The following is an 18,675-nucleotide window of genomic DNA, read 5'->3' on the forward strand; positions in this document are numbered from 1 at the left end:
ATGCGCCTGTCTACTATTAATCTACAAAAGCGTTTGAGTACTCACTCAAATCAATTACCGCTATGGTTTACGCTAGTAGCAGCATGGCTTGCAGGGGCTATTTTCTTATTTGCGCTAGCGCCTTATGGGTTCTGGCCGCTAGCAATAGTGTCACCAGCGATTTTATATGCGCTGTTGGTACCAAGTATGAGTGGTCGTCGCGCTTTTATTATTGGTGAAGCTTACGGTATGGGGTTATGGTGCGTCGGCGGCTTTTGGCTCTATACTGCCATCCATGATTATAGCGATACTCCAGCATGGCTTGCGTTGATTATGATTGCGTTGATGGGTCTTGGCATGGGACTGTTTCATGGATTTTTAGCATTAGTTTTTAACCGTATGGTAGGCAAACAACCCTTTTCATTTGCAGCTCTCTGGGTGCTACAAGAATGGTTAAAAACTTGGTTATTCACAGGCTTTCCGTGGCTGTTTGTTGGCTATGCGTTTACTGAAGAGTATTGGTTATCGTCCTTAGCACCTATTGCTGGTGTTTTTGCCGTCTCTTTTGTTGCCATAATATTGGCTGTAAGTTTAGTAGAGCTACTGCGTCGGCGCAGTAGTTATGCCGTCGTTTCTGTACTGTTATTAGCCATTAGCACATCATTATGGCTGGTCAATCCGCAATGGACAAAACCTAAGGGCACACCTGATCTGTCAGTGTCATTGATTCAAGGTAATATTTCACAAGATATAAAGTGGCTGACTCAATATCAAGTAGAAACGCTAAAGATTTATGCGAAGTTAACACGTAGCGAGTGGGGTAGTGATATTGTGGTGTGGCCTGAATCATCTATTCCGATGTTTCAGGATGAGGCTGCGGGCTTTATTAGTGAAATGATAGAAATGGCCAATGCGACCAATACGACATGGATAACTGGTATCCCTTATAAGGATAAAGCGGCATTCAATACCAGTACGGATAAGTATCTCCCATTTTATAATAGCGTGATTGCTCGAGGTGTAGAAGCTGAAGGCTTATATAAGAAGCAGCGTCTAGTGCCTTTTGGAGAGTATATTCCATTTGAAGGTTTGCTCGATATCTTCCCAAATTTGGCCGGTAGTCAGGATATCAAGAGCTATAGTCGTGGTAGTGATCAGCAGTCACCGCTACAGGTACGTGGACACAATGTAGGTACAGCAATTTGTTATGAGGTAGCTTATCCAGACACCACGCGTAAAAATGCAATCGATACTGACTTTTTGTTGACCGTCTCCAACGATGCCTGGTTTGGCACTTCAGCAGGGCCATTGCAACATTTGCAAATGGTACAGATGCGCGCTCTTGAGAACGGGCGCTGGTTTATTCGAGCGACCAATACTGGTGTTACCGCTATCATTAACCATAAAGGTCGTATTGTAAAACGCGCACCGCAGTTTGAGCGTACTGTACTACGTGGTGAGATACAGGCACGGGTTGGCAACACTCCCTTTATGCTTATGGGAAATTATCCTATCTTGATAATAATAACCTTGTTATTACTACTAAGCTATTTTGGCAAAGGTCTAACCACACTTAGAAGACGAGGGTAATAGTAAACTTAGTCATAATAATTTAATCAGCATAAATTTTATTGTAGGGTTCATGTTTCAGCTGCTTTAGAATCTAAGTCTTGATCAAGCGATTCTACGAAACTTTCAGATATTATCATGCTGTAGATATCTCTAACCAAATGACCATATTCGTGACATGCATCGAATCTACTTTTCTCCATAGTTTTTTGGTTATTCAAAAAGATAAAAGGTATTCACGCCTCAGTTGGTTGATTAGATTTAGGGAGAATATTACATTATTGGAATAATTTTTTTCCGCTTGCTGCGCGCAAGACAAACAGATGTTTCGAAATATTTATCCCAGCACCACGTTATGATTGTTGACACTCTTTTGTTCTGAACAGACGGTCGTGTTCGCAAGGGTCGAACTTTGCTATTATAACCAACATTCTATTATCAATAATTATGATACCTTTATGATGATTCATCCTCAGTATGATCCCGTTGCGCTGTCTTTGGGCCCAGTAGAAGTGAACTGGTATGGTTTAATGTACCTGCTGGCATTTGCCACCGCTTATGGTCTGGCTTGGTATCGTAGTACCAAACGCGACAATTGGACCACCGATATGGTGTCTGATTTGGTCTTTTATGGGGCGCTTGGCGTTATTTTAGGCGGTCGGATTGGCTATGTGCTGTTTTATCAATTCGGCGAGCTACTACAAAACCCAGCCTACCTATTAAAAGTTTGGGAAGGCGGTATGTCTTTCCACGGCGGCTTTATTGGCGTCATGATAGGTATGTGGTTCTTTGCGCGTAAATACAAAAAAACCACCTTTCAAGTATTCGATTTTATCGTTCCTTGCGTGCCAACTGGCTTACTGTTTGGTCGTATCGGTAATTATATCAATGGTGAACTATGGGGGCGCGTATCAGACGGTGGCTATAATTGGCTGACCTACTTTCCGCAAGCCGCTGCCTTTGATATGGAGCAATTACAGAGCAATCCACAATTGCAAGAATTGATGATTGAGGTTAATGGTCAGTACATACTGCCTCGTCATCCATCGCAACTATATGAAGCCTTCGCCGAAGGTCTGCTGCTATTTATCTTTTTATGGTGGTACTCATCAAGGCCGCGTCCACGTATGGCCGCTTCTGCCGTGTTCTTACTGGGCTACGGTATCAGCCGCTTTATCATTGAATTCTTCCGTCAGCCAGATGCTGATCAAGGATTTATCCTTTTAGGCTGGATGACTAAAGGTCAACTCCTAAGCGCACCGATGATTATCGCCGGCTTAATCATGCTGATTTGCGCTTATAAACGTGGTATCTATGATTGGGGTAAGCAGTCTGCTTATTAGGTATGAGAAACAATCATGTATGAACTAATAAAAATGAACGCCGTGCTAACAAGATACTGTAGTGGTCTATATAAGTGATCAATGGTTAGGTGGTATGGCGTCAAATTGTAGTGATCAAAAGGTTTAAAGGCAATGCTATTATCGCTCTACTAGACGTTCTTCAATCATCTCGGTGAGCAGCTGCGTCACTGTTTTTCGGCTATCAAGTGCATGCTTTTTGAGCGCAATGTACTTTTCTTCATCAATATTGAAGTTAACCCGTACTGTTTTTTTCGGAGCGTTTGTCACGTCTGACAAATCTAGCGTGTTTTTAGCGTCCTTACTTGGTCTACCAGCTTTCATACTTGCACCTTATTTTTTATCAAAAAATGTTTTAACTTCGTTTACTAGGGCTGTCATCTCTTGAACTGCGTTACTATTAGCTGATTCAGTATCGAATACCGTTTTACCTAATGAGGCGCTATTCGGATAACTCACACGCTGCATGATTCTACTGTTTAGCACAGGTAGACCGTACTCTAGTAAAACTGAGGCGACCTCTTTACCAATATTAGTATTCTGGATAGCACGAGATACTACAAATGCTGCTTTGAGTTTGCCATCCGTCATCTCTATACGCTGCTTCACTAAGTCAACTAAATCGCTAGTCGCCCAGACGTCATAGGGACTAGGTTGCACTGGGATCAATACAAAATCAGCTGCTTTAATAGCGGACAAAGCTAAGCTAGTTGCTTGCGGTGACCCATCAATCACTACATATTCTTTATCAGACACGTTTTTTAGATCTTTATCTAGCGTCGGCCGATCAAGCCCAATCACTGGTACTGGGTTGTCTTCATCAACAGCTCGCCAATCGCGTGCACTTCCCTGCTGATCACTATCTACTAATAATACGCTATGCCCTTGCAGCTGTAACCCACGAGCTAATTGAGTGGCAATAGTTGTCTTGCCGCTACCCCCTTTTTGATTTAGTACGGCAATGACTTTCATAGAGAGCTCCATTTTCTTGAGTATTTGAGTATTTGAGTATTTGAGTATTTCTAAGACTTTACTTAATAGTTAGATGAATAGCAACATTTTTTAATCAAAGTAGCGATATCTTCAGTATTGATTTAATCTCTATTCTAATAATAATTATAGAACTACCTCAATTTGTAAAATCCTGAGTTGGCATAGTAAACTACCTCCTGAAACATAATGTGCAGCTATTGGGTATCATTTTAAGCTGCTAAAATGGGTACTTAATGCGGTTAGCATTCGTTATAATCCAGCCGCCAATCAAAAACCACAAACAATTTATAATTAGGAAGCTATTATGGTGAAATGTCACTTATCGACTATCATGGGCGAAAGGCGTCTTAAAATTGCCGATGTCTCAAGAGATACTGGTATCAATCGCGGCACCATCACCCGTATGTATAATGAAGAAGCTACTAGAGTTGACTTAGATGTTATTGAGTCTGTATGCAATTACCTTAGAATTGATATTGGTGATTTATACGAAATAATAAATGAGGACAGCAGTGAATCGTCAGCTTAAGCAAGCTTATTTGTAGAGAGTAATTACTTTTAAACAAACAAAAAGACCTATAGAAGATTACTTTATCTTGCAATAGATTAAAATATAGGTATAATTTGACCTGTAGAGAGTCATTTTAACCTTTATTTATTTTTAATAGTCTATAGGAGAATAACAATGAGCGCCAATTTATCGCGACTTAACACCTGCACTTGGTTTAGTGACAACGCTAAGTCTTTAGCCTATCAACTGTTATCAAATCTACAAATACAACAGGGCACACAGTTAGCATCATTACTTAGCGTTGACTCTATTCTTTATAATGACGAAGCAGTCTATGTGTGGGTGCAACGACAGCTAGATGCTGGACTTGTTGCTGATGATTACGCTTTAAGCACGCTTGAGACTGCTTTCATAGATACTATAGACGATGACCAAGCTGCTTAGTTTTAGTGGTAGATGTAGCAACCTAATTATTCTAATTTATCTCAAATTATTTAGCATTTAATGTAGGTTATTACTAAAAAAAGCTACCATGATCGGTAGCTTTTTTGCACAGCTTAATTTTACATATTTGAGTATTTGAGTATTTGAGTATTTGAGTATTTGAGTATTTGAGTATTTGATGCGGATTCAATTATCGAACTTAGGAAGGTTGTTAATAACAATCTGTTACAAAAATTAATTGGGATAAGGATCTTAAGTATTAGCATTTACTTTGTATATCTTATTTTGCGCGTTATCGTATTTCTTATCAGATTGATAAAAAGCAAAATCAAGATACAACATAGGTTCAAGTGCTCTAAAATCAGTTGAAAAAGTACAGATATAATATTAAAAATAACATCAAATAAATACAGATATAATATTATAAATAACATTGAAAAGCTTGCTATATAAGGGCTTGAACGAGTTGTAATAAAGGTGTAAACTCAAGAGCTAGAAAAACGAAAGCCCCGACAGTTGGACGCTGTCAGGGCTTGAATGAAGTTAAACTGCGGCAGCAGAGATAACCCCAAAATCGAATGGTTATTATATCTCTACTAACGCGCTAACACAAGCGTAAATGAGATGTATAACTTACAAAAAGTAAACCCAGAAAATTGGCAAAACATTCCTATTTTACGTCAATTTTTTGACGACCTACCGACAAATCCCTACTGCACAAATGAGAAAGGTTTTACATACATTCGTAGTAAAAATCAAGCTATCCAGCACCGTTATATACAGCCTAATCACCCAAGCATTTGCAAATGGCTTGTCTTTGATATTGACGACCCACAAGCCCTATTTGCTTACTATGATAACGGCTTACCACCGCCTCAATTTATCGCCGAAAATGACATTAATGGTCATGCTCATTGTGGCTATAGAATAACTACCCCAGTTGGTGTAGGCGGTCAATCAAGCATCAAGGCTACGCGATACCTTGCTAACGTGCAAAGAGCGTTAGCTGATGCCCTTGGTGCGGATCTAGGATATAGCGGTAATCTTATCAAAAACCCTTGTTACGTGAAGCAAGAAATCGACCCCGATACACTGCCTTTTTGGTCAGATAAAGACGATTATGCTGATAATGGAGAGCGTGACGAGCATAACGTATATTTAACAGGCGCACAGCCTAGCTATACACTCGCGGAGCTATCAAACAATCTCGACCTATATCTGTATGACATTAAAAAAAACCCAGCAGCTAACGACTCAGGCTATGGGCGTAATTGCTCAACATTCTACGGCCTATGCCCTTATGGTTACGCACTAGCTGGTAGCTCCTACAGCGAGATAGTGCGCCAGCTACAGCCCATCGCTGACAACATCAATAATAACTATGATGTGCCGATGCAATATGGCGAGGTCAAGCACATTGTGCGCAGCATTGCTCGTTATTGTGCGAGGATGAATTTTAGCGAGTCACATAAGCGGTTTTCAGAGCTGCAAGCCGTTAGGGGTGCTAGGGGTGGCAAGGTGTCTAAACGCCCACCAGTAAAGACCTCAGAAAGCACTACAAAGCCTTGGCTAGAGCTAAATATAAGCCGAGCCACGTATTATAGACACAAAAAAAATAAATGAGACTGGATAAGCCATAATCAGATAATAGCTCTTTTGCACGCTATGGTGATATGTGGGAAGAGGTTATTCGTTAAGCCTATCTACACAATAAGACGTATTCCACGCAAACCAATTCCAGAGAGTCTAGGTTCCCGATTGTGACCCTGCGTTAATTTTGCCCACCGCTTAGGCTATCCATAGAAATTTAGCTTTGCCTTAGCTTTTAAGCGCTTGCCATAGCATTAACTTGCTTACTCACCACAGCTGCTCGCCATGATTGGCCGCAAGGCATCTATGCAATGTTTATAAACCACAGGGGCTTGGGTGTGTGCATTCATACATTTGGGTGTGATCATTCATATATCGCGTAATGTGCACAAGATTAAAAAGCTCTAAAAAATTTTGCGCTTTTTTTTTAATCGAAAGCTATCATTTAGCATTATCTAATTGTCTATCTCTATTTGCCCCAAATTTGACCGTCAGAGAGTTTTAAAGCTAATCTGGTACGTTTCCTATCCCTGATATTTGAAACGCCCTACACGCAATTACAGGAGCGTGTATTTTTTTGCCCGATAATAATGATAGGGTAGTAATATCATAAGATAGTATGATAGTAAAATAATATGATAATATTACTTGATATCCTATCCTATCATTGATATAATGAATGCAAGAAGTAAGAAGTAAGAAGTAAGAAGTAAGAAAAACATCAATCATATAAAGGGTTACAGACAATGAGCATATCAAAAGAGTTAGAGCAAAATATCCATGACACTATCAATACACTCGTTGAGCAAGACGTTAAACCCACGTATGAAGCAATAAGGGGCGCTGGCGGCTACTCGTATAACTCGATCAAACCCGCATTAAAGTCATGGCGCGAGAACAAAGCTGCCGCAGGTGAACCAAGAGAGCAAAAATCAACTGAGATCACGGTTGATGAGGAACTAAAAACCCTCGTCTTAGATGAGCTTGAAACGATGGTCACTAATTTACTTGTTACTGTTACCAGTCAGGCACAAGAAAAGGCTAATGAGACGCTGCATTTAGAGCGTTCAGCTCATGACGATGTTGTTAAGGATTTGAAGGGCGAGATTGTTGAGCTTGAGAACTACATTGATAAAACTGATGCCGAGGTTGCAGCGCTAAAAGAGGGTACGGCTACACTTGAAAAAACAAATGCTGATCTAGTCGCCAAAGTTGAGCAAACAACCAACGACAACCAAGCGCTAAAACGTCATGTTGAGAGCGTAGAGAGTGACAACGCTAGCCTTAAAACTGCTAACCAATCGCTAACGACTGATTTGACCAAAGCCAACGCTGAAAAATCGAGCCTAATAGAGCAAAACGACAAGCAAAAATCAGCTATCGAGAAGTCATCGAAACAGTTTGATGATCTGCAAGCCAAAAGCAACGAGCAGCTGACCCAAATTGCAACGCTTAGCGGTGAGATCAAAGGGTACGATAAGAGTGACAAGCAGCTACGAGCCGAGCTTGAAAGCCTAAAATCTAAGCATGACGATTATGTCAGTCAGATCGCCACCCTTAAAGAGCAAAATAAGCAGCTATCTAGTGACGTTAGTGACTTTGAATTAGCCCAGCAAACCGAAGCAGATTTAGCCGAGTCTGATAGCAAAAAAACGCCCATGCCACGCAAAACCACAGCTAAAAAATAGAGGTGCAAAATGAGTATAGTAATTCAAAGACAAGGCGAGCAAGAGCGCCCCCAAGAGCCAACCATTAAGCTAAATAAAAGCCTGTTATTGGCTTGTGAGGAGCTTGAGCGGATCGGTGATAGTTTATGTAATGACACGCGCATCAAAGCAACCGCTCTTGGCGTTAATGCTATCAACCGAGAGTTTGAGACAAACATTGATTTACACGCGATAAGAAAGCTTAAATTTGATAAGTTCAAGAATAATTTTGATAGACAAATCAGCGCCCAATTGGTTGGCTATGAGCTTAAATATTTAGCTGAGAAGGTTAGGGCCGGTACAGCAATCTTTCAACACATTGGCGATCTTGCAGACGTTGAGAGCGCCCTGAAAATGAATATCACCAGTCATTTACATAGCAAGACAAGCCTAGTCAAACACATGCGTCAAAATAAGCTTAAATTTAAAGACGGTTATAGCTTAAATGAGCCGCATAAGCTCTATTGGGGTAAGCGTGAACAATATCAGATGCACTTCTTTTTTCCCTTCCAATACCGCCCTATGACAACAACCGAGATCGAGCGAGAAGCCAAACAAGCGATCAAGGTTAGAAAGGCAGCTGCTAAGAAAGCTTTGCAGACCAAAAAACAGAACGCAATAATTGAGAAAAAACGCCTAAAATCTGCTGATGTTATCATCAAAAAAATCGCTGCTAGTGTTGATGATTATCTATTAAACAGTGACCCCAATACCCCGCTTTTTTTAGACACTGAAACCACTGGCTTAAATAGAAAAGATAAGGTAATAGAGATCGCTATTATTGATCTTAATAACACCGTTGTCATTGATACGCTACTCTATACCAAAACAGCGATAAACCGTGATGCCTATAATGTGCATTATATAAGCAAGTCTGATATAGCTAATATGCCAAAATTTAGCGAGATTGAGAGCCATATAGCTAGGCTTATAGAGGAGCGAAAACTTTATATATTTAATGCTGATTTTGATTTATATATGATGAAAAATTCCGCTACTGATAACTTTAAAACAGAAGCATCATCTATTGAATGTTTGATGAATATTGCAGGAGATAGACTCAATAATGGCTATCGTATTAGCTTAGGTAATGCTTGTGAGAGCGTAGGCGTTAAATGTGGCGGTCATAGAGCTGTATCTGATACCCTAGCATCAATTAATTTATACAAGGCACTGATCGCCAAAATAGAGGATAAGGAGCTAGCTTAAATCTAAACTGCTTGCCTGATTATTATCATTGTTTTTAGCGATATTTTGAGCGTGATTGCTGTCTTTAACTTTATCATTGACGGTTAGAGTATCAGCTAGTCTTTTAGTAAGATCGCGTTGATGTTGCTTAGTTAAATATTTTTTATTTTCAGCGTTGTCAATAAACAGTTTTCGTAAGTCATTGTTGTTGTCGTCACTTAGCGCATTATCTAGCCATGTTCCCAGTGTTACAATAGCATCATTTTTGTCATTATTAAGCGCCTGTTTAATTTCTATTAATTTAGCAAGATTTTCAGCAAAAAAATCATCTTTAATAATAGACATATCTTAATTCCTTTAATGTTACAATCAATCTACAATATATCATTATTTAATAGAGGTTAGCAATATCAAAAATACACAAGACCGTATCTTTTCACGGGCGTAGTTGTATTTTAACCCTCTGTTAAGAGCGAACTTAGGAGTTTAATCAAAAAGACCCACAAGGGGTACTATTTTTTGATTAAACTCCTAAAGCCCGACCTGCGGTGCAACAGCAAAAGCCAAAGACAAAAGCAAAAGATAAGCGGAGCTAAGTATTATGAACAATAAAGGTTTTCATGTCAGTGTTAAGCCAGTTACTAAAGGTAATGGCGGTAGCGTGATTGCTAAATCTGCTTATAACTCAGGCTCAAAACTGGAAGATAAAAAGACTAAAAAGGTTCACGATTATAGCTCAAAAATGACCGATAAAAATATCAAGCTAATTGATAAAAATGGCGTTGAGACTATCAAGAATATTGAAAAAAACGTAGCTCATTCAGTGCTGATTGTGCCAAGAATTGCGGATAAAATAACCGTTGATCGTGAACAATTTTGGAATGATATTGAGCTTATTGAGAAGTCAGCCAAAGCACAGTTAGGCGTTGAAATTGATGTCATGTTTCCTAAAGGTTTAAGCGCAGATCAGCGTATAGAATTAGTTGAAAGCTACAGTCAAGAGTTAGCAGATCGCTACAATATTTTAGTCGATGTTAATATTCATAAACCGCATACTCACGTACAAAAAAAAGATGATGGTCAAGTGCTAGAGATTACCAAAGATAATCATCATGCTCATATACTGCTATCAAGTCGTGAGATTATACAAAACTCTGATGATAGTTATTCATTATCTAAGCGCAAGAATTGGGGCTTATGGTCTACTGGTGAGCGCTTGAAAAAAGGCCTGAATGGACGAGGTGACGAGCTTAAGTATCAGCGTAAATTGTGGGCGGATCTTGCTAATGATCTATTGCCTGATAATTTAATGATAACTGAAAAATCGTATCGTGAGCAGGGCATTAATCAGTTACCAAAAATGAAGTTGGGTAAGTCGTTATACAAGGATATTTTAAAGGGTAAAAATTCAGTTGTTAATGAGTATAACGAGACTATTGACGAGCTTAATAAGTACATAAAAGCTAATGATATTGTGATCGACTACGGCGATCAGGGGCGTATTGACAACGAGATTAATGAACAAGACTTCAAAGGCGTAACCGTTGCTTATAAAAAGCGTAAGCCTTTCGCTAATATCAACATTAATAACCTGTCCTATAGCACCCCTAAAAAGGAGCTAGATAAGGCAGTTGATAATGTCAAACTCTTAGCGGATTTTATGAGTTTAGCTGACAATATTGAGCTAAGAAATAAAACTGAGCGCAGCGCTTTATTGTCAACTATTAACGCTATTGACGAGCGCTTGTCTAAGCAAGCCGAGCAAGTTATCTTTCTCAAAGATAGGTATCAAAAAACACCTAACGCCTACGCCCATTTAGGGCAAGAATTTAGCGCAGATATAGATCTTGTTACTAGCCGTATTCCCTCGATCAAGACGATAGACGAGGTCAAGGCAATCAAAGAAGCGGTTAAGCTGGTAGAGCAGTTTAAACAAGACGAGATGATACAAACTACTCAAAGCGTTAATGAGTTAAAAAAACACCTCGATCAGATTGATAAGCAGACCCTAGATAATCAAAGAATTATCAAAGAATTAATACCTATTCATGGTGAGATTATCAATGCTAGTAAGGCACTTAGGGCGCTAGAAAAGCCGTTTAATACTACGCTTGATAAGGTGCAAAAAGAGCTTGATAAGATTAATGAGTTAGTCATCGAAAAGAAGATGAACAAGGACAGATGGACTGCCGCATTTAACCGCTTAGTTGACATTGAAGTCACTGACAATATGCAGACGTTTGATAAGTTCAAAGCGCTTGCAGATTATGACGTTGAAGCCCTCAAAGAGCTAGAGCATACCTATGAGCAGCTCAAGCATATCAAAGCCTATCAGATCGACGATAAGACGCAGCAGCAGCTTGATAATTTAGTGCAATCTATTAGTGATTATAAAGACAAAACCGATAGCGATTTAAAGGCGCTCAAGCTGCAAATAAATACTTCTGAGAAGTCTTATCAGCGCCTAGAGCCGTTATATACCCAGCGCACGGATTTGCTCGATCAAAGCGCGGCAGTCATCGAGCAAGATGATGATTTGCATGACGAGATCATAACCACCAAGACGACCCAATTGAACAACGATAGGCTCAACGAATGGCGCGAGAGAACCCATCAACTACACGCTCAGTTAATCAGACATAACGAACAAGTTGAGCGAGAGCAAGAAGCCAAACGGCAAGCCGAAGCTGCCGCTGAAAAGTTGGCGGCACAAAGACGCCAGGATCAAGAAAAAGAGCAGCAGATTAAAGTCTATAAAGACCGCATCAATGTATTCATTGACGGTGTTATCGAGTACGTTACAGATATTGATTTTAACGCGATCAACGCTCCTGATGCGCTAATAAATAGTGCTCAAGAATTGGCAGCGAGAGCGGCTATTCTGGACGGTCATAAGAATACAGATAGGCTGACCCCTATCCAGCGAAGCGAAAGCGACAACTTGACTGAAAAAGCTGAAATAACGGCTAAAAATGCTACTAAAAACTTTACTGATCAGCTCGATACTCTACCCAATAATAAACAAAAAGTTGAGGTTATTGAGCAGCTAAGCGCTAAGTTTAATCAAGTGCTTGAGTGGCAAACAGGTAACGAGACGATCAAAGAGATACTACCGCAGCTGGAGCAACAGCAGCAGACTATACAGCAAAGCCTTGATAGGGCTAACAGCTACTCAGCACCCCGACCATTTTAAGGATAATAGGACATGAGCGATCAGCAGCTACATGACGACATTAAAAATATCGTCAGCGCATTAAAAGGCATCATTCCGATACTGCAAAGCATGGGCGATACGGCAAGCGATACGATTGATAAAAGGCTTGATAGCAGCCTTGACAATGTTGACGTTAAAGTTAATGAATTGAGCCATGCGATCACCCAGCTAAAGCAGAGTGTAGATTACACTGAACGCTCTATAGTGAGCGCAGATCGTCAAGCCTTGAGACACCTAAAACAAGGCGTTGAGCGCTTTGTTAATACTGATGTAAACGACGAATATAGTCGTCAAATATCACAAGTTATCGCTAGGCTTGAGCCACTTGTTGAGAGAAAAATTAATGATGCTATTGACAAGTTAGTTGAGCATAAAAAGCTTTTCATTAGCAATCATAATGAGCAAGTTGATGAGATCAATGACAAGCTCGAAACCAACATGGCCACAATACAAGAAACATTGCTTGAGACTATCGAAAAAATGAGCAAGGCAAGCGCTGCGGCAAGCACTAAATTTGATAAGGATTTAGCTGAGATTGAGCAAGTCGCAGAAGCGCATACAATCGCCCTTCAGAGCGTTAAAAATTCAACCGATACAACCGCACAAAATATGAAAGTAACGCTAACCAGTATCAAGCGAAGTGCTACTTTTATGTCGCAGTCGCCAGCAACGATGACCGTCATGGGCGCAGGATTTTTAGCTTTATGTTTGATAGCTTCAATCGTCTATATCAATGAATTATGGATAGCCATGTTTATATCAATAATCGTTTTAGGTTCTTTTTTAGCAATGATTTGGGGTTTTATGGCATGGCTTGATACTAAAGAATAATCATACACAGCATAGCATTATATGGTTTAGATGCTAAAAAAATATTCGTTTTAAAAAGAAGAGAACCCTGCACAAAGGCAGGGTTCTGCAACTACACAGAATATATGACGGTCTTGATAGTTCAGACATTAAAACCTATATGTTTTCCTGTGGGAAGCTCAACATCAATACGCAGTTTACCACCCATTGCTTCAACATATTTTTTCATAGTTGAAATCTTAAGATCGCTACCACGATTTTCTATTGCTGAAAGAGACGGCTGTTTAATGCCAAGTGCTTCAGCCAGCTCTTTTTGTGAGAGTTTTAATTCTTCACGGATACAGTAAAGCTGATTTTCTAAAAATAGGTTGTTCGCTATGTCTTGAATACGAGTTTGGCTCTCTGGAGAGCGTTTAGCTAATAATTCTTGCAGTGTTTTAGCCATTTGATGAGTCTCCTAAGGTTGTAAGATGAAGCTCATACTGCTGGTCTGCAGTTGCTAGCATTTCTTTGTAAAAGCGCTTTTTGTTACCTTTGTCGCCAATACAGAGCACAATAGCTTGACGTAGTGGGTCAAATGCAAAAAAAGCTCGGAGTGGTTTACCGCGGTGCTGAACACGTAGTTCTTTCATGTTGGTAAATTTAGAATCATATACGGTATCAACTAAGGGGCGACCTAAGCTTGGACCTTGCTGCTCTAGAACAACTAAAGCTGCCAGTACCTTTTCTTGAGTTGATTGATCTTGCTGCTCAAGCCATTCATTAAATAGCTCTGTTGTGATCACAGTCCACATATTAAAACCGTTATATAGATTATAGTCTATATTTTATAGTGAGTTAAAGCAATTTTCAAATAAAAAAATACGTTAAAAGTTTTTATTTTATAGGCACTATCTGCATTTACCAATCATTCTTAGTATGTTTAAAATACTCTAAGAATGCAGTACCCTAGTGAGGACTTGAACCTTCAGCTGTAGGCTACTGATAACAATAGCCTACATTATTTATAGCAGCTCATTGTACATAGCAGTGTACCTTTCAACGTGAAGCAATCGTATTCCTATTCTTTGATTAGTCTCTGAAAATCCTTAAATATAAGACCGCCTTTAAACCACCATGTTCACACCAATAGCAATCAATACCAAACCGCCCAAAGCTTCTGCCCAACTGCCCAGCCATGTTCCTGATTGACGTCCTATATAAGCTCCTAAAATACTTAAAATAGCGGTCGTCAGTGCAATGATTAAACATGCCAAATAAGCGTTAACGGACAATAAATTCAAAGTAAAACCTGCACCCATCGCATCAAGACTGGTGGCTATAGCCAACGATAGCAATGTCTTATGACTCAAATTGATCCGAGTATCATCATCGTTTACTGAACGTGACTCATAGAGCATCTTGATGCCAAGCGCTACCAGTATGACAAAAGCAATCCAAGAAGCCCCTTCAGCAAACCAACCTAGCATGGTAGAGCCAAGCGCATAACCAATGAGTGGCATTATCCCCTGAGCAACCCCGAAATAGACACCAATGAGCAACGCCATTTTTATAAACTGTGGCTTAGAATCCCCTCTGTGAGTGGATCCAAGACCGATTGAAGCCGCAAACGCATCCGCAGCCAGTGCTAACGCCAACAATAGTATTTCTAACATAGAAAATAGTACCCTTTAAGATGTTTTATTCTTCTACTTCATATAAGTTTTTAGTATCGACAACACGTCTTCTATCTCTTGTTGACGTTGTTGCTGGGTAAGGTCTTCTGCTCCTAAATGTTCTTTTATATGCTCTTCCAACACCTCCTTCATAAGACCGTTTACCGCCCCCTTTAATGCCGCTATCTGCTGTAAGAGAGCCATGCATTCAGGATTGCCTTCTAATGACGCCTCTATTGCTATCGACTGCCCTTTGATACGTCTGATACGCCCTAGCAACTTTTTCTTACTTTTTTGAGTGTGTGACATTATTTTTATTGCCTCATTTTATACTGGGGGGTAGTATATTTACTAATGTTGTTTATAATACGTGAAATTATCATATTTTCATACACAGCTAGGGATTTAAAACGTGAAAGAATCAACTATTCAGTGGGAACACTCTCATGATTTCGGTGTCGATAGCGCCCAAAACAAATCTAAAGTAAAGATTGTATTTTGGTTGACGACGATAATAATGGTTTTAGAGATCGCTGCTGGTACATGGTCTGGCTCTATGGCATTACTTGCTGATGGGTGGCACATGGGCACGCATTCAGCCGCATTTCTTATCGCTATTTTTGCTTATTCGTACGCTAAAAAGAACGCTAATAATAAATCATTTAGTTTTGGTACGGGCAAGGTAAATTATCTCGGTGGTTTTGCAAGTGCCATTGCATTAGCCATTGTCGCATTATTAATGATTTTAGAATCAGTCCAACGAATATAGAATCAGTCCAACGAATAATAGAGCCAAATAATATACATTTTAACGAAGCCATTATCGTTGCTATTGTTGGTTTGATAGTAAACATAGTGTCGGCATTTATACTTAAAGATGACCATGACCATCACCATCACGATCATGGTCATGGTCATGGTGATTCCGACCATCATCATGACCATGATCACAATATGAAAGCGGCTTATTTACATGTGTTAGCAGATGCACTCACTTCTGTGCTTGCTATCGTGGCGTTATTAACTGGTAAATATATGGGCATCATCTGGATTGATCCTGTCATGGGCATTGTCGGTGCAATAGTGATTCTTCACTGGTCTTATGGATTGATCAAAGAATCGAGTAGCGTGCTTTTAGACAAATCTGTTGATGTTTCAACTTTTGAGAAGATATCACAGACTCTCGATAAGAGAAATACGATTATTAACGATATTCATGTCTGGAAAATAGCATCAACCCACCAAGCTGCCATTCTTTCAGTGTCCTCACCATCCCCTTTAAGTACGGAAGAATACAAAAAAATATTATCAGAATCCCTACCTCAACTGTCTCATGTCTCTGTTGAGGTTAATAAAACCTGAATGGGGTGATTTGAATCTAGGAGAGTGCTTTGAGTATATGGTTTAAGTACGCAATCACTGCTTCACTGGTTGTTATTATCTCTGAGGTTGCCAAACGTAGCGACAGAGTCGGTGCTTTGCTTGCCTCCTTGCCTTTAGTCACGCTCCTTACCTTAATTTGGCTATATGTTGAAAAGCAGCCGATAGCTAAGATAAGTAATCACGCCTACTATACCTTTTGGTATGTCCTTGGAACTCTTCCTTTTTTCTTGTTATTCCCTTACTTGCTCAACAAATTTGGTTTTGGTATGGCACTGCTGTCTAGTAGCTTGCTAACGGCTTTATTTTTTGCATTATTCGCAACCGTACTACAAAGCTTTAAAATTAATCTTTTTTAATCAATGGTAAGTACTTACCTGATTTTTATAGGCATATTTATAGAGTAGATTGAGAGGTAATCTATGAAAAATAAAGGATTTTTATTGCGGGCAGTAGCAGTATGTATTTTGATTTGTGGATTGATAGCTGCAATTATAATTAGGCTTAACTTGATGCCGTCTAGTACTTTATCTAATATATTTTAAAAAGCTGTAAGGTGCTAGTTAGCACCTTACAGCTAAAATTCTAAGCACGTATCATAAAAATAATATGAACCTAAATTTTTAATGACAGTGGTAAGTACCTCTTTTGGTGTCGTTATGGCAACCAGATGCGTTAGTTCTACCACCATGAGCAAATGCGGAAGATACAAATGTTGCTGCCAGCACTACGATCAATAGCTTTTTCATAAATTTATTCCTTTAGTGTTAGGTTTAGTTACAAACCATGACATATCTATTCGAACAAAGCTGATTATTTAGCTCTAGCACAGTCAAACCATAATGCTAATCCGATATAGCGTTTATTTTTTGACTATGTCCCAACGGAACCATCTAATAAGGCTCATTAATCAATTAATAGACTGCTGTAGTGGAACCACTTAATGAGCAATGATAAGTTCCGGTCTTTCCTTGCCCACATCAGCAATCAGATGCCGTGAGCACTTGGCCATTTTTTGAATATCAGAATAGCTATGACCTGATTTGAGTAGACTAGCGATGATCTTGCGCTTTTCGGTATCTTTCCTACGTCCTGAATATTTACCTTCTGCCTTAGCACGAGCAATACCTTGCATTTGACGGTTACGGCGATCCTCATAATCTTTTCGAGCAATGGCTGCGAGCATATCCAGCATCATCGAATTAATGGCCTGCAATACACTACTCATAAATTCAGTGCTGCTTTCAGATTGAAGCGCCATATATGAGGTCGGCAGCTCTTTTGATACGATAGAGAGCTTTTTTTCTGATAGCATTCTTTTGAGCGTATCCCAATCAGCTTGGCTCAAACGCGCTAAGCGATCAATCTGCTCAACTAAGATCACATCGCCCTTATGAGCATCTTCAATCAGTTGCATAAGCTTGGGTCGTACCAAGGTAGCTCCTGATTCGTTTTCGACATAGAAGGCGGCAATTTTGTGGCCATGATCTTTGGCAAATGCTATGAGTTCGCTTTTGGCACGCTTAGCATCTTGTTCTTTGGTAGACGCTCGTAGATACGCTCTGATAAACATAAACACCTAAAATAGTCTGTTATAAGTGGTTCCATTATAGCAGTCTGTTTTAAGTAGTCTGTTAATAGGTTTGAGGGCAGAAATAACTGGTTCCATTGGGGTATACCCTAGGATAATAGGAAATCCATCGTGGATGACAAAACCTATTTAGTTTTTAAACGATATGGATTGGTCGATAGCGTGTAAGATAAGCTGGAAAAACGAGTAGAGTATTGAATCATCCATACTGGGCTTAAAATGAATTTTTTTTGTGAGTAATTTCTGCTCGATGTTATTCATTTGTCGCCATCGTGAGTCATGGCGACTTCTGATTCAATCAGAGAAAGCAATTTTGAGCAATAAGGCATGCTTGCAGCAGGGTTTGTTCTAGGCTTCTTTACTTACGCTTTTTTGTAGATTCTTTTTTAGTAAATGATCAAATATGAACGGGCCAAATGGTAAGAGTGATCCGAGTACGCCCGCAGGTATTACCCAACGAGGAATTTTTACTTTAATAGCTGTGCCTACAAGTACTACGATATAGACAATGAATAGTACACCGTGCGCCATACCGATATATTTCACACCTTCTGGAATGTCCATCATATATTTTAGTGGCATGGCGATGAAGAGCAATAATAAGAAAGAGGTGCCTTCTAGGTAGCCTGTAAGGGTAAGACTTTTTAACGCGGTCTCTTGTTTTTTTCTAAGGCTGTGAATTTT

21 protein-coding genes and 1 pseudogene are annotated in these 18,675 nt (G+C 39.6%); 11 read left to right on the forward strand and 11 right to left on the reverse strand.

The window, feature by feature from the left end:
• Window positions 1–1,569 carry an apolipoprotein N-acyltransferase gene (gene lnt / locus Q9G97_RS13420; protein WP_305900359.1) on the forward strand — a complete coding sequence of 523 codons (1,569 nt, stop codon included), beginning with the start codon at window positions 1–3 and terminating at the stop codon, window positions 1,567–1,569.
• Window positions 1,570–1,619: 50 nt separating this feature from the next.
• Here the strand turns inward: lnt and Q9G97_RS13600 are convergent, their stop codons facing one another.
• Complete coding sequence (locus Q9G97_RS13600) at window positions 1,620–1,751, reverse strand: hypothetical protein (RefSeq protein ID WP_371747957.1); 132 nt, start codon at window positions 1,749–1,751, stop codon at window positions 1,620–1,622.
• Between the two features lie 255 nt (window positions 1,752–2,006).
• Here Q9G97_RS13600 and lgt point away from each other — a divergent pair, with 255 nt between their 5' ends.
• Window positions 2,007–2,891, forward strand: coding sequence for a prolipoprotein diacylglyceryl transferase (lgt, locus tag Q9G97_RS13425; protein WP_305900360.1), 885 nt, complete (start codon window positions 2,007–2,009; stop codon window positions 2,889–2,891).
• Window positions 2,892–3,029: 138 nt separating this feature from the next.
• On the opposite strand, the gene Q9G97_RS13430 is transcribed toward lgt, so the two are convergent.
• Together Q9G97_RS13430 and parA are read right to left on the reverse strand one after the other, a co-directional pair.
• Window positions 3,030–3,233, reverse strand: a complete 204-nt coding sequence (locus tag Q9G97_RS13430; protein ID WP_305900361.1) for a hypothetical protein — start codon at window positions 3,231–3,233, stop codon at window positions 3,030–3,032.
• Between the two features lie 9 nt (window positions 3,234–3,242).
• Window positions 3,243–3,881, reverse strand: coding sequence for a ParA family partition ATPase (gene parA / locus Q9G97_RS13435; RefSeq protein WP_305900362.1), 639 nt, complete (start codon window positions 3,879–3,881; stop codon window positions 3,243–3,245).
• Between the two features lie 325 nt (window positions 3,882–4,206).
• Between parA and Q9G97_RS13440 the strand changes: the two genes are divergently transcribed.
• From Q9G97_RS13440 to Q9G97_RS13460, 5 genes are all read left to right on the forward strand, one after another.
• Window positions 4,207–4,431 (forward strand): helix-turn-helix transcriptional regulator, encoded by a 225-nt coding sequence (locus Q9G97_RS13440; RefSeq protein ID WP_305900363.1) that lies wholly within the window; start codon window positions 4,207–4,209, stop codon window positions 4,429–4,431.
• Between the two features lie 156 nt (window positions 4,432–4,587).
• Complete coding sequence (locus tag Q9G97_RS13445; protein WP_305900364.1) at window positions 4,588–4,857, forward strand: hypothetical protein; 270 nt, start codon at window positions 4,588–4,590, stop codon at window positions 4,855–4,857.
• A 624-nt stretch (window positions 4,858–5,481) separates the two neighbouring features.
• On the forward strand, window positions 5,482–6,480 hold the full coding sequence (locus Q9G97_RS13450; RefSeq protein ID WP_305900365.1) for a replication initiation protein: 999 nt from the start codon (window positions 5,482–5,484) through the stop codon (window positions 6,478–6,480).
• A gap of 713 nt (window positions 6,481–7,193) precedes the next feature.
• Window positions 7,194–8,135 carry a DNA-binding protein gene (locus tag Q9G97_RS13455; RefSeq protein ID WP_305900366.1) on the forward strand — a complete coding sequence of 314 codons (942 nt, stop codon included), beginning with the start codon at window positions 7,194–7,196 and terminating at the stop codon, window positions 8,133–8,135.
• Between the two features lie 9 nt (window positions 8,136–8,144).
• Window positions 8,145–9,362: a 3'-5' exonuclease gene (locus Q9G97_RS13460; protein WP_305900367.1), complete on the forward strand. Its 1,218-nt coding sequence runs from the start codon at window positions 8,145–8,147 to the stop codon at window positions 9,360–9,362.
• On the opposite strand, the gene Q9G97_RS13465 is transcribed toward Q9G97_RS13460, so the two are convergent.
• Window positions 9,354–9,686 carry a hypothetical protein gene (locus Q9G97_RS13465; protein ID WP_305900368.1) on the reverse strand — a complete coding sequence of 111 codons (333 nt, stop codon included), beginning with the start codon at window positions 9,684–9,686 and terminating at the stop codon, window positions 9,354–9,356. The genes Q9G97_RS13460 and Q9G97_RS13465 overlap by 9 nt on opposite strands.
• A 256-nt stretch (window positions 9,687–9,942) precedes the next feature.
• On the opposite strand from Q9G97_RS13465, the gene Q9G97_RS13470 reads away from it, so the two are divergent.
• Window positions 9,943–12,534 carry a MobA/MobL family protein gene (locus tag Q9G97_RS13470; protein ID WP_305900369.1) on the forward strand — a complete coding sequence of 864 codons (2,592 nt, stop codon included), beginning with the start codon at window positions 9,943–9,945 and terminating at the stop codon, window positions 12,532–12,534.
• A 12-nt stretch (window positions 12,535–12,546) separates the two neighbouring features.
• Entirely contained in the window at window positions 12,547–13,386 is an 840-nt protein-coding gene (locus Q9G97_RS13475; RefSeq protein WP_305900370.1) for a hypothetical protein, read from the forward strand.
• Window positions 13,387–13,507: 121 nt separating this feature from the next.
• On the opposite strand, the gene Q9G97_RS13480 is transcribed toward Q9G97_RS13475, so the two are convergent.
• The 4 genes from Q9G97_RS13480 to Q9G97_RS13495 all read right to left on the reverse strand — a co-directional run bounded on the left by Q9G97_RS13480 (window position 13,508) and on the right by Q9G97_RS13495 (window position 15,329).
• Complete coding sequence (locus Q9G97_RS13480; RefSeq protein ID WP_305900371.1) at window positions 13,508–13,810, reverse strand: helix-turn-helix domain-containing protein; 303 nt, start codon at window positions 13,808–13,810, stop codon at window positions 13,508–13,510.
• Entirely contained in the window at window positions 13,803–14,159 is a 357-nt protein-coding gene (locus Q9G97_RS13485; protein ID WP_305900372.1) for a type II toxin-antitoxin system RelE/ParE family toxin, read from the reverse strand. Before Q9G97_RS13485 ends, Q9G97_RS13480 begins: the two co-directional genes overlap by 8 nt.
• 312 nt (window positions 14,160–14,471) lie before the next feature.
• Window positions 14,472–15,020, reverse strand: a complete 549-nt coding sequence (locus tag Q9G97_RS13490) for a manganese efflux pump MntP family protein (RefSeq protein ID WP_305900373.1) — start codon at window positions 15,018–15,020, stop codon at window positions 14,472–14,474.
• A gap of 33 nt (window positions 15,021–15,053) precedes the next feature.
• A complete protein-coding gene (locus tag Q9G97_RS13495; protein ID WP_305900350.1) occupies window positions 15,054–15,329 on the reverse strand; it encodes a metal/formaldehyde-sensitive transcriptional repressor in 276 nt (91 codons plus the stop codon).
• A gap of 103 nt (window positions 15,330–15,432) precedes the next feature.
• On the opposite strand from Q9G97_RS13495, the pseudogene dmeF reads away from it, so the two are divergent.
• Both dmeF and Q9G97_RS13505 read left to right on the forward strand, forming a co-directional pair.
• Window positions 15,433–16,382: pseudogene (gene dmeF, locus Q9G97_RS13500) on the forward strand (CDF family Co(II)/Ni(II) efflux transporter DmeF).
• 29 nt (window positions 16,383–16,411) lie between these two features.
• Entirely contained in the window at window positions 16,412–16,759 is a 348-nt protein-coding gene (locus tag Q9G97_RS13505; RefSeq protein WP_305900351.1) for a DUF3147 family protein, read from the forward strand.
• Between the two features lie 264 nt (window positions 16,760–17,023).
• Here Q9G97_RS13505 and Q9G97_RS13605 read toward each other — a convergent pair whose 3' ends face one another.
• From Q9G97_RS13605 to Q9G97_RS13515, 3 genes are all read right to left on the reverse strand, one after another.
• The gene (locus Q9G97_RS13605) at window positions 17,024–17,149 is read right to left on the reverse strand and encodes a YHYH domain-containing protein (protein ID WP_371747954.1); all 126 of its coding nucleotides are present in this window, start codon (window positions 17,147–17,149) and stop codon (window positions 17,024–17,026) included.
• A 191-nt stretch (window positions 17,150–17,340) separates the two neighbouring features.
• Entirely contained in the window at window positions 17,341–17,973 is a 633-nt protein-coding gene (locus tag Q9G97_RS13510) for a recombinase family protein (RefSeq protein WP_305900352.1), read from the reverse strand.
• Between the two features lie 366 nt (window positions 17,974–18,339).
• Window positions 18,340–18,672 (reverse strand): DUF3817 domain-containing protein, encoded by a 333-nt coding sequence (locus Q9G97_RS13515; protein ID WP_290179037.1) that lies wholly within the window; start codon window positions 18,670–18,672, stop codon window positions 18,340–18,342.
• Between the last annotated feature and the right edge of the window lie 3 nt (window positions 18,673–18,675).

Origin of the sequence: Psychrobacter sp. M13 (assembly GCF_030718935.1) — a bacterium.
GTDB classification, from domain to species: Bacteria; Pseudomonadota; Gammaproteobacteria; order Pseudomonadales; family Moraxellaceae; genus Psychrobacter; species Psychrobacter immobilis_G.

Excerpts from the sequence above, each read along its gene's own strand:
- lnt (WP_305900359.1), top strand. The coding sequence starts at position 1 with ATGCGCCTGTCTACTATTAATCTACAAAAGCGTTTGAGTACTCACTCA.
- Q9G97_RS13600 (WP_371747957.1), bottom strand. The coding sequence starts at position 1,751 with ATGGAGAAAAGTAGATTCGATGCATGTCACGAATATGGTCATTTGGTT.
- lgt (WP_305900360.1), top strand. The coding sequence starts at position 2,007 with ATGATGATTCATCCTCAGTATGATCCCGTTGCGCTGTCTTTGGGCCCA.
- Q9G97_RS13430 (WP_305900361.1), bottom strand. The coding sequence starts at position 3,233 with ATGAAAGCTGGTAGACCAAGTAAGGACGCTAAAAACACGCTAGATTTG.
- parA (WP_305900362.1), bottom strand. The coding sequence starts at position 3,881 with ATGAAAGTCATTGCCGTACTAAATCAAAAAGGGGGTAGCGGCAAGACA.
- Q9G97_RS13440 (WP_305900363.1), top strand. The coding sequence starts at position 4,207 with ATGGTGAAATGTCACTTATCGACTATCATGGGCGAAAGGCGTCTTAAA.
- Q9G97_RS13445 (WP_305900364.1), top strand. The coding sequence starts at position 4,588 with ATGAGCGCCAATTTATCGCGACTTAACACCTGCACTTGGTTTAGTGAC.
- Q9G97_RS13450 (WP_305900365.1), top strand. The coding sequence starts at position 5,482 with ATGTATAACTTACAAAAAGTAAACCCAGAAAATTGGCAAAACATTCCT.
- Q9G97_RS13455 (WP_305900366.1), top strand. The coding sequence starts at position 7,194 with ATGAGCATATCAAAAGAGTTAGAGCAAAATATCCATGACACTATCAAT.
- Q9G97_RS13460 (WP_305900367.1), top strand. The coding sequence starts at position 8,145 with ATGAGTATAGTAATTCAAAGACAAGGCGAGCAAGAGCGCCCCCAAGAG.
- Q9G97_RS13465 (WP_305900368.1), bottom strand. The coding sequence starts at position 9,686 with ATGTCTATTATTAAAGATGATTTTTTTGCTGAAAATCTTGCTAAATTA.
- Q9G97_RS13470 (WP_305900369.1), top strand. The coding sequence starts at position 9,943 with ATGAACAATAAAGGTTTTCATGTCAGTGTTAAGCCAGTTACTAAAGGT.
- Q9G97_RS13475 (WP_305900370.1), top strand. The coding sequence starts at position 12,547 with ATGAGCGATCAGCAGCTACATGACGACATTAAAAATATCGTCAGCGCA.
- Q9G97_RS13480 (WP_305900371.1), bottom strand. The coding sequence starts at position 13,810 with ATGGCTAAAACACTGCAAGAATTATTAGCTAAACGCTCTCCAGAGAGC.
- Q9G97_RS13485 (WP_305900372.1), bottom strand. The coding sequence starts at position 14,159 with ATGTGGACTGTGATCACAACAGAGCTATTTAATGAATGGCTTGAGCAG.
- Q9G97_RS13490 (WP_305900373.1), bottom strand. The coding sequence starts at position 15,020 with ATGTTAGAAATACTATTGTTGGCGTTAGCACTGGCTGCGGATGCGTTT.
- Q9G97_RS13495 (WP_305900350.1), bottom strand. The coding sequence starts at position 15,329 with ATGTCACACACTCAAAAAAGTAAGAAAAAGTTGCTAGGGCGTATCAGA.
- Q9G97_RS13605 (WP_371747954.1), bottom strand. The coding sequence starts at position 17,149 with ATGAAAAAGCTATTGATCGTAGTGCTGGCAGCAACATTTGTATCTTCC.
- Q9G97_RS13510 (WP_305900352.1), bottom strand. The coding sequence starts at position 17,973 with ATGTTTATCAGAGCGTATCTACGAGCGTCTACCAAAGAACAAGATGCT.